This is a genomic window from Microbacterium sp. (genome assembly GCF_044508325.1).
Classification (GTDB): domain Bacteria; phylum Actinomycetota; class Actinomycetes; order Actinomycetales; family Microbacteriaceae; genus Microbacterium.
Map to the genome: position 1 here is coordinate 1 of NZ_JBIQHX010000004.1, position 2,490 is coordinate 2,490.

Consider the following 2,490-nt stretch of genomic DNA (forward strand, 5'->3'; position numbering starts at 1 on the left):
GTGCCGTGCATCGTGAACAGCTGGTTGTACTGCTCCTTGGTCGGGATGATCTGCAGTCCGGGCTCGAACAGCTCAGCCCGGATGATCAGGGCCATCAGCCCGCCGAGCATGAAGAACATCACGACGGCGATCAGGTACATGTACCCGATCGTCTTGTGGTCGGTGGAGGTGATCCACCGGACGACGATGTTGCCCTTCTGCTCGACCCGGGACGCGGTCAGCAGCTCGGTCTGTCGTGGTGGCCACGTGGAGGGACGTGTGCTGGACTCGGTGACGACTTCGCTGCGGGGCGTGGACAAGACACTCTTCCTCGGGCTGGCACTGCGGGGCCGAGGGTGTGCGGCACGACGGTCGGGCAGGGAATTGATACAACCACTACTTGTATTTACTCTCTCTTCCCACGATCCGCAAATGCGGGGGTTCTTCCGAGGCGGGACTCACCGGGTCGGCGGGGTGCGTTCCTCGAACGCACGCAGTCGCGCCTCGATGGCGTGCGTGGCGGAGATCAGCTGCTGGACGCTCTGGTCAGGCGCCTTCACATAGCGGTAGACGAAGTCCGGCGCGAAGTGCCCGAATCCTGCCCGCGGCATCACGTGCCCGTCAGCCGGCCCGAGCACCGCGTAGAGCGCGGTGAAGTCGAACAGCTCGGGATGCTCTGTCGCGAACGCTTCGCGTGCACGCTTGTCGGCCTCGGATCGCCCGGCGAGATGGGGCAGCACGACGCACAGCCGGAACTGCCCTTCCTGGTACTGCCACCCGGCCTGAATCTCGACCTCACCCACGCGCACTCGGCGTCTCCACCCGACCAGCGGGTGCCCGTGACTGATGTCGGCCTCGGTCCGGCCGACCCCGGGCGCCTGCTCCGCCACCATCGCCTGCACTCGGCGCGCACGCAGCTTCCGCAGCGCAGTGCGGGTCTGCGGCGAGTCGATCTCGGCGAGCTCCGTGCCGTCGAGCCACGCCGACTCTGCCGACGAGTGGACGACCGTGGTTTCCAAGAGCGCGCTCAGGAGCCTGACGACACGGGAGTAGCGGCGAAGCGTCTCGATCTCATACCGCTCGTCGTCGGTCTCCGCGAGAGCCACGTCGATCCGCTCGGCGAGATCCTGGTAGCTGAGGTACGTCCAGCCTTCAACGGGCGCATCCGGCGGCGACATGCTGAGCAGGACATGCTGTGCCGGTGCCCCCTTCCAACGTGCGGTCTTCGCCCGATACTCCTCGAGCTGCCCGGCGTCGGGGAGGGAGAACACCTTGTTCTCGATGACAAGGGGCGCGGCATCCGGCCACTGCAGCACGAGATCAAGGTTCTGCCGCTCGCGTTCCACGCGCCGAACCCGGCCCCCGTCGTCCTCGGCGTCCGCCGTGAGATCGCGGAAGACAGCGTCGGCGATCTCCGGGAGCGTGTCGAAGAACCAGGCGAGGAAGTTGCTGTGGAACAGCTCCCGCTGCCCGTACATGATGCGGGCGAGCGGTTCGGTGCTGAGCTCCCGGGCGATGACCCCGACGGGCTCGTCGGCGCTCGGCGGAATGCCGTCCAGGTAGCGGCGGACCGGGTTCGCGGCACCCCGTGGGGGCGCGAGTCGTTCCACGCTCGTGCCCACGACTGCCAGCTCGGGCGCGGGACGGCCCGTGAAGCCCCACCTGCCCTCGGCGCCGCCCGGATGCCAGGACTCGATCCGATACGCACCGCGCACGACTCCGCCCGCTACCCCCAGCGCGTACACCGCCCGCTCCCGCGTGTCCGCGCCGACTTTCCAGTATCTTCGGGTCGCGTCGTACGTCTGCTCGTCGCTGAACCCCGGCGCCCACGCGCGGTTGATGACGAAGATCACCGTCGGGTCGGCGACGGCCGGGATCGGATCGGGTGGATGCACACCCCCAAAGCTATCGACGGTGGCGGACATGGCCCGTCGAAGCCGGCGTCTCCGGCGCACACCTGGCCGAAGAGTCAGTCGATCGCCGCGGGTCACGTGGCGCGAGGCGGTCGTCCCGGAATGGTCAGGACCAGGCCTCGTCGAATCGCGCCCGGAGGTCGACGAGTCGCTCCGCGGGCTCGTTCGCGAACATGAGGCGCACGTAGCAGTCTCCGCCCGGGCCCCATCCCGTCATCGGGGTGGCCGCGACGCGCCCGCGTTCGAAGAGTCGCTCCACGGCGTCGGCTGCGGACAGTTCCAGGGGAACGGTATCGATGAGCAGCGACCAGCCTCCGTCCGGGCGGATCACCGGGTAGCCGGCGAGCTGGTCGATGATCGTGTCACGCCGCGCCTTCCAGACAGCGGTCGCGCGGGCGACGTCGGCGGCGGCGTCGGGTGCCGTCAGAGCTGCCGCGACCGCCTCCTGGGCGATGCCGACCTGGCAGACCACGTTGGTCAATCCCACGAGATTGATGTCCCGCAGAATCTGTGCGGGCCCGACCACCCAGCCGACGCGCCACCCGATCATGCGGAGCTCCTTCGATGCGGCGCCGACGGTGATCGTGCGGCCCGCCAA

General features: G+C 68.5%; 3 protein-coding genes. All 3 read right to left on the reverse strand.

The genetic code is table 11. The features are described 5' to 3' along the window. A partial coding sequence (locus ACIWQI_RS04315) for a cbb3-type cytochrome c oxidase subunit I (RefSeq protein ID WP_396655882.1) occupies positions 1-299 on the reverse strand: 299 nt, incomplete at its 3' end. Positions 300-437: 138 nt separating this feature from the next. Further along, entirely contained in the window at positions 438-1,874 is a 1,437-nt protein-coding gene (locus ACIWQI_RS04320) for a PD-(D/E)XK nuclease family protein (RefSeq protein ID WP_396655883.1), read from the reverse strand. Positions 1,875-1,998: 124 nt separating this feature from the next. Continuing rightward, on the reverse strand, positions 1,999-2,490 hold a 492-nt coding region (locus ACIWQI_RS04325; protein WP_396655884.1), incomplete at its 5' end, for an aminotransferase class I/II-fold pyridoxal phosphate-dependent enzyme.